Annotated in this window: 6 protein-coding genes; 4 read left to right on the top strand and 2 right to left on the bottom strand. The window is 63.9% G+C overall.

Annotation, left to right across the window (positions count from 1 at the left end; genetic code table 11):
• Positions 1–97: 97 nt before the first annotated feature.
• Both pncB and gcvA read right to left on the bottom strand, forming a co-directional pair.
• Positions 98–1402, bottom strand: coding sequence for a nicotinate phosphoribosyltransferase (gene pncB / locus FJ956_RS25570; RefSeq protein WP_140682380.1), 1305 nt, complete (start codon positions 1400–1402; stop codon positions 98–100).
• Between the two features lie 190 nt (positions 1403–1592).
• Complete coding sequence (gene gcvA, locus FJ956_RS25565) at positions 1593–2567, bottom strand: transcriptional regulator GcvA (protein WP_140682382.1); 975 nt, start codon at positions 2565–2567, stop codon at positions 1593–1595.
• A gap of 217 nt (positions 2568–2784) precedes the next feature.
• Here gcvA and speB point away from each other — a divergent pair, with 217 nt between their 5' ends.
• The 4 genes from speB to FJ956_RS25545 all read left to right on the top strand — a co-directional run bounded on the left by speB (position 2785) and on the right by FJ956_RS25545 (position 6177).
• On the top strand, positions 2785–3840 hold the full coding sequence (speB, locus tag FJ956_RS25560; protein ID WP_140682384.1) for an agmatinase: 1056 nt from the start codon (positions 2785–2787) through the stop codon (positions 3838–3840).
• Positions 3841–3980: 140 nt separating this feature from the next.
• Positions 3981–4790 (top strand): transporter substrate-binding domain-containing protein, encoded by an 810-nt coding sequence (locus tag FJ956_RS25555; RefSeq protein ID WP_140682387.1) that lies wholly within the window; start codon positions 3981–3983, stop codon positions 4788–4790.
• A gap of 77 nt (positions 4791–4867) precedes the next feature.
• Entirely contained in the window at positions 4868–5536 is a 669-nt protein-coding gene (locus FJ956_RS25550; RefSeq protein ID WP_140682390.1) for an amino acid ABC transporter permease, read from the top strand.
• Positions 5533–6177, top strand: a complete 645-nt coding sequence (locus FJ956_RS25545) for an amino acid ABC transporter permease (protein WP_140682393.1) — start codon at positions 5533–5535, stop codon at positions 6175–6177. Before FJ956_RS25550 ends, FJ956_RS25545 begins: the two co-directional genes overlap by 4 nt.
• The last annotated feature ends 3 nt before the right edge of the window (positions 6178–6180 follow it).

Here is a 6180-nt window from a genome sequence, read left to right as displayed (position 1 = left end):
GTGGGGGAGATGTCCGGCAGGACAGAGGGGGGCGCGAAGGAACTCAGCCTATCCAACTTTGCAGTCCCGCATGACGACGTCAGATCGGCAGCGCCCTCTACACCTTCACCAGCTGCTCCACCCGCCCCTTCTCGCCGAAAATCCTCAGATACCTTTTGATCTCCTTCTCGTCTCCCGTCGCCTTGGCGGGATTGTCGGAGAGCTTCACCGCCGGCCTGCCATTGGCTTCGGTGACCTTGCAGACCAGCGAAATGGCGTCGAGGCTGTCGGTTTCCGTCGGGGCGCAGCCTTCGAAATCGTTGGTGAGGTTGGTGCCCCAGCCGAAGGACATGCGCACCTTGCCGCGGAAATGCCTGTAGGTCTCCTCGATGGTCTCGACCTCCAGGCCGTCGGAGAAGATGAGCAGCTTCTGCTTGGGGTCCTTGCCCTTCTTGCGCCACCAGTCGATGATTTTTTCGCCGCCCTCGATCGGAGGGGCGCTGTCGGGGCGGAAGCCGGTCCAGTCGGCGACCCAGTCCGGCGCGTCGCGCAGGAAGGAATCCGTGCCGAAGGCGTCGGGCAGCACGATCAGGAGATTGCCGCCATAGTAGCGCTGCCAGTCCTGCAGCACCTTGTAGGGCGCCTCGCGCAATTCCGCCTCGGAATTGGCCAGCGCCGCGAAGACCATCGGCAGCTCATGCGCGTTGGTGCCCAAAGCTTCGAGGTCGTTGTCCATGGCCAGAAGCACGTTGGAGGTGCCGGTGAAGGCATCGCCGATGCCTTCCTTCAGCGCCTCGACGCACCAGCGCTGCCACAGGAAAGAATGGCGGCGTCTTGTGCCGAAGTCGGAAATGCGGATGCCGGGCAGCGCTTTCAGCCGCTCGGTCTTGGCCCACATCTTGGCCTTGGCGCGGGCATAAAGCACATCGAGCGCGAACGGCCCGTAGGAGCGCATGGCGGCGCGGGAGCGCAGCTCGTTGATGATGGCCAAAGCCGGAATTTCCCAGAGCGTGGTGTACATCCAGGGGCCGGGGAAGGAGAGCTCGTACTGGCCGTCACGCCTGGAAAGCTGGTAGTCGGGCAGGCGGAAATTCTCCAGCCAGGCCAGGAATTCCGGCTCGAATATCTGCTTGCGGCCATAGAAATTGTTGCCGCCCAGCCAGATCATCTCCTTCTTGGAAAAACGCAAGGTGCGGGCATGGTCGAGCTGGGCGCGCAATTCGCCTTCGTCGATCCCGTCGGCCAGGCGCACCGAGGTGGTGCGGTTGATCAGGGAGAAGGTGGCGTCGACCTTGGGATACATGCCCCAGATCATCTGCAGCATCAGGAGCTTGTAGAAGTCGGTGTCCAGCAGGCTGCGGACGATCGGGTCGAGCTTCCAGGTATGGTTGTAGACGCGCCGCGCTATATCGGTTTTTGGCATGCTTGCTCATCCATAAAACACAACGCACGGAAACGCCGGCGTCACGCTTCAAATCCTTGTTCGAGCAATTCCGGACGGAAGACCGTTGCACGGAATTGCTTTAGCCAACTGCCTCTTAGCACCGTATTTCCGAACGCGCTTGCTGCTTTGCAAGCTGGCCCGACAAAAAGCAGCTATGCAAGTCCAGCCATCAGGATCCGGCCCTGGCGCCTATGACCTTCAGGGCGGGGCGTTTCCTGCGGCTGGGCACGCGGCCGGCCACCGGCGCGTCGGCCCGGCCCTCATCCTGTTCCTTCTCGGCGAACAGCCAGTCGATGAAGAGCTGGACGATCGGCGCCGAGCGCATCTCGTTGCGGCAGACGACGTAGAAATCATCGACCGCCGGCACCGACAAGGTAAAAGGCGCGACGAGCATGCCCCTGGCGAGCAAGGCGCGCGCGGTGACGGAATCGCCGAGCGCCACGCCATGGCCGTGCACGGCGGCCTCCGTCGCCATACGCGCATCGCCCAGATGATGGCGGCGGCCGCGCTCCAGATCGAGCGCATCGGCGGCGGCCAGCCAGGTGTGCCATTCGCGGCCGTCGTCGCCATGCAGGAAGACGTGATCGGCAAGGTCGCGCACGCCGCGGATCGGCCGGTTGTTGATCAGCGTCGGGCTGACCACGGGAAAAAGTTCCAGCCCGGACCATTTGCGTATCCAGCAATCGCTCCAGCTGCCGTCGCCATAATGCACGCAGACGTCGATATCCGGGGCACGGATATCCCTGGCGTCGTTGGACGGGATCAGCGTCAGCTGGATGTCCGGATATTGCGCCGTGAAAGAGCCGAGGCGCGGCGTCATCCAGAGCAAGAGCAGCGCCGGCACGCAGGATACCGACAGCGCGCCGGCGCTTGCCGGCCGCGTCATGCGCTGGGTGGCGGCGGCGATGCCGTCGAAGGCGGCCGAGACCGCCGGCAGGAACTCGGCGCCATGCGGCGTCAGCTTCACGCGCTGACCGGTGCGCTCGAAGAGTTTCACGCCAAGCGATTGCTCGAGCGCCTTGATCTGGTGGCTGACGGCGCCGTGCGTGACATTCAGCTCAGCCGCGGCCTTGGTCAGCGAGGCGTGCCGCGCCGCGGCTTCGAAGGCGCGCAGCGGGTTCAGCGGCGGCAGGCGCTTGGCCATGGGTCGGCTCCTAGTTTGTGAGATTTTCTCACAGCCAAGACCCTAACAATATCAATTGATTTTTCAAAGCGGCTGCCCGACACTTTTGCCCGGAACAGCTTCAAGAGACGCGAAATCCGCAGCGCAGCCGGCGGGCAACGATCCAACCGGACAACAGGCTGGCTTGGCAAATCGTCCATGCGGGCAGCGCTGCAGGCAGCAAGAGAGGAGACCGGACATGGGTTACGATCGCGGCAAGCTCGAAGCGTTGCGCCGCAAATATGGCGAGAGCCATGGCGGCGAGATGTTCGACCCGAAATTCCGCAAGGTCGCCGACAAGATCTTCAACAAGGCGGGCACGCGCCTCGCGCCCTACTCCGGCATCCCGACCTTCCTTGCCGCGCCCTACCGCGAGATCGCGGCCGACAATCCGGATTTCGGCGACCTGCAGGTGGCGATGATCGGCGTGCCGATGGACCTCGGCGTCACCAACCGTCCCGGCTCCCGCTTCGGGCCGCGCGCGCTGCGCGCCATCGAGCGCATCGGCCCCTACAACCACGTGCTGGAATGCGCGCCGACGCATGAGCTTCGCGTCGCCGACATCGGCGACACGCCGTTCCGCAGCCGCTACCGGCTGGAGATCAGCCATGAAGACATCGAAAAGCGTACCAACCAGATCGTCGACGCCGGCGTGCTGCCGCTCTCGGTCGGCGGCGACCACTCGATCAGCCATCCGATCCTGAAGGCGGTCGGCAAAAAAGCGCCGGTCGGCTTGATCCATATCGACGCCCACTGCGACACCAGCGGGCTGTTCGACATGACCAAGTTCCACCATGGCGGACCGTTCCGCAACGCGGTGCTGGACGGCGTGCTCGATCCTTCGCGCACGATCCAGATCGGCATTCGCGGCTCGGCCGAATATCTGTGGGAGTTCACCTACGAATCCGGCATGACCGTCGTGCATGCCGAGGAGGTGACCGGGCTCGGCATCCCGGCAATCATCGAGAAGGCGCGCAAGATCGTCGGCGACGGCCCTACCTATATCTCCTTCGACGTCGACAGCATCGATCCGGCCTTCGCGCCGGGTACCGGCACGCCGGAAGTCGGCGGGCTGACGACGCGCGAGGTGCTTGAGCTGCTGCGCGGCCTGAAAGGCCTCAACATCGTCGGCGGCGACGTCGTCGAGGTGGCGCCGCAATATGACGCGACCACCAACACCGCCCATGTCGGCGCCCAGGTCCTGTTCGAGATCCTGAGCCTGATGGTGTTCAGCCTGGCGATCAAGAAGGGCTAATATCTCACGCAATTCCGGACGGAAGCTATGGCGAAGTCGCCAAGCCTAAACCGCGTCTCCCGGAATAGCTCTACCAACACGGCCGCCGCGCTGGAGCCGGCGGCCGGTTTCAACAACAAGCTTCCAGCAGGGGAATAACAATGACTCGTCACGCAAAGTTCAAGTCATCCATTGCCGCGGCGATGATGCTCGCCACGGCGGGCTTCGGTCTCGCCACCCAGGTCGCAAAGGCCGACGCCGTCGACGACATCACCAAGGCCGGCGCCATCAATGTCGGCATCTTCTCCGACTTCCCGCCCTTCTCCTCGGCCAGCGCCGACATGAGCATCAAGGGCTATGACATCGACGTCGCGCAGGCGATCGCCGATGCCTTGAAGGTGAAACTCAACCTGGTCAGCGTCACCGGCCAGAACCGCATCCCTTATCTCACCGACAAGCGCGTCGATATTTTGATGAGCGTCGGCTACTCCAAGGAGCGCGAGCAGGTGATCGATTTCGCCGCCGCCTACGCGCCCTACTACATCGCCGTCATCGGCCCGGCCGAGCTTGCCGTCAAAGGCAAGGACGACCTCGCCGAGAAGTCGATCGCCGTCAATCGCGGCACGCTGGAGGACACCTCGCTGACCGAGGCCGCACCCGCTTCGGCTGATATCCGCCGTTTCGACAACTATAATTCCGTCATCCAGGCGTTCATCTCCGGCCAGACCCAGCTGATGGTCGTCGGCAACGATGTCGGGGCGCAGGTGCTGGCCAAGCAGGATGCGCTGAAGCCGGAGCAGAAATTCCAGCTGCTCACCTCGCCCTCGCATATCGGCCTCAACAAGAACGAGGACCAGCTGAAGAAGGCGGTGAACGACGCGGTCGCCAAGATGCTCGCCGACGGCAAGCTCGATGAAAGCTCGAAGGCCTGGCTAAAGACGCCGCTCAATCCCGACAACCTCAAGGATTGATCGCGGGCGGTTCGGCACGCCGTAAAAAGCCCCGGACCACCCCCCTGCGCCAGGCGCTTCCAACAAGGTCAATCGCCATGGGCTACAGCCTGGACTTCGGCTGGCTTGCGGGTGCCGTGGGCGCGATCGCGCGCGGTGCGGCGACGACGATCCTTCTGATCGCCGTCACCACGCTCGCGGGAACCTTTCTCAGCATCCTGGGCGCTGCCGGCAAAAGAAACGGCCCGAAGCCGCTGCGGCTGGCGATCGCCACATATGTCGAGGTGATGCGCAACACGCCGTTCCTGGTGCAGCTTTTCTTCATCTTCTTCGGCCTGCCCAGCCTCGGCGTCAGGCTCGACCCGACCCTGGCCGCGATGCTGGCGATGACGCTCAATATGGCGGCCTATACGATCGAGATCGTCGGCGCCGGGCTCGACGCCGTGCCGCGCGGCCAGACTGAAGCCGCACTGGCGCTCGGCCTCAGGCCTCGCCAGCTGTTCATCAAGATCGTTCTGCCGCAAGCGCTGAAGGTGATCTATCCGGCGCTGACCAGCCAGATCGTCATCATGATGCTGGAATCGGCCGTGGTGTCGCAGATCGCGGTGCGCGAGCTGACCTATGAGGCCGACATGCTGCAGGCGCGCACTTTTCGCGCCTTCGAGACCTATTTCGTGGTGACCATGGTCTATCTCGGCCTGTCTATGGGGCTGCGCCGGCTGCTCGTCGGCGGCGGCCGCCGAGTTCTTGGAGCCGGCGTGTCATGATCGAGTTCACCTTCTGGGATATCGTCCGCAACCTTTTGCTCGCCGCGCGCTGGACGGTGCTGTTGTCGCTCGCCGCCTTCATCGGCGGCGCCCTGGTCGGGCTTGTGGTGCTGTTCTTCCGCATCGCCAAGACCAAATGGAGCCGGCGCATCGCTTCGGGTTATATCGCGCTGTTCCAGGGCACGCCGCTTCTGATGCAGCTCTTCCTGATGTTCTTCGGCCTGCCGATGCTCGGCCTGCGCATCGAGCCATGGACGGCGGCGGCGCTCGGGCTGACCTTCTTCGCCAGCGCCTATCTGGCCGAGATCTGGCGCGGCGGCGTCGACGCGCTGCCGCGCGGCCAATGGGACGCCGGCGCCAGCCTCGGACTGCACTACCTGCAGGAGCTCAGGCTGATCATCCTGCCGCAAGCCTTCGCGATCACCCGCGCGCCGACCGTCGGCTTCCTGGTGCAGCTGATCAAATCGACGGCGCTGACCTCGATTATCGGCTTCGAGGAACTGGTCAGGACCTCCAACGCCATCAACAACGCGACCTTCGAGCCGTTCAAGGTCTACGGGCTGGTGGCGCTGATCTTCTTCGTCATGTGCTTCCCGCTGACGCAATATGCGCGGAGGCTCGAGCGCGCCGCGGCCCACTGACAC

It is taken from the genome of Mesorhizobium sp. B2-4-3 (assembly GCF_006442815.1).
In the GTDB taxonomy this organism is placed as follows: Bacteria; Pseudomonadota; Alphaproteobacteria; order Rhizobiales; family Rhizobiaceae; genus Mesorhizobium.
This window is presented reverse-complemented; position numbering and strand designations above follow the sequence as displayed.

Coding starts and splice junctions, on each gene's coding strand:
- pncB (WP_140682380.1), bottom strand. CDS start 1,402: ATGCCAAAAACCGATATAGCGCGGCGCGTCTACAACCATACCTGGAAG.
- speB (WP_140682384.1), top strand. CDS start 2,785: ATGGGTTACGATCGCGGCAAGCTCGAAGCGTTGCGCCGCAAATATGGC.
- FJ956_RS25550 (WP_140682390.1), top strand. CDS start 4,868: ATGGGCTACAGCCTGGACTTCGGCTGGCTTGCGGGTGCCGTGGGCGCG.
- gcvA (WP_140682382.1), bottom strand. CDS start 2,567: ATGGCCAAGCGCCTGCCGCCGCTGAACCCGCTGCGCGCCTTCGAAGCC.
- FJ956_RS25545 (WP_140682393.1), top strand. CDS start 5,533: ATGATCGAGTTCACCTTCTGGGATATCGTCCGCAACCTTTTGCTCGCC.
- FJ956_RS25555 (WP_140682387.1), top strand. CDS start 3,981: ATGACTCGTCACGCAAAGTTCAAGTCATCCATTGCCGCGGCGATGATG.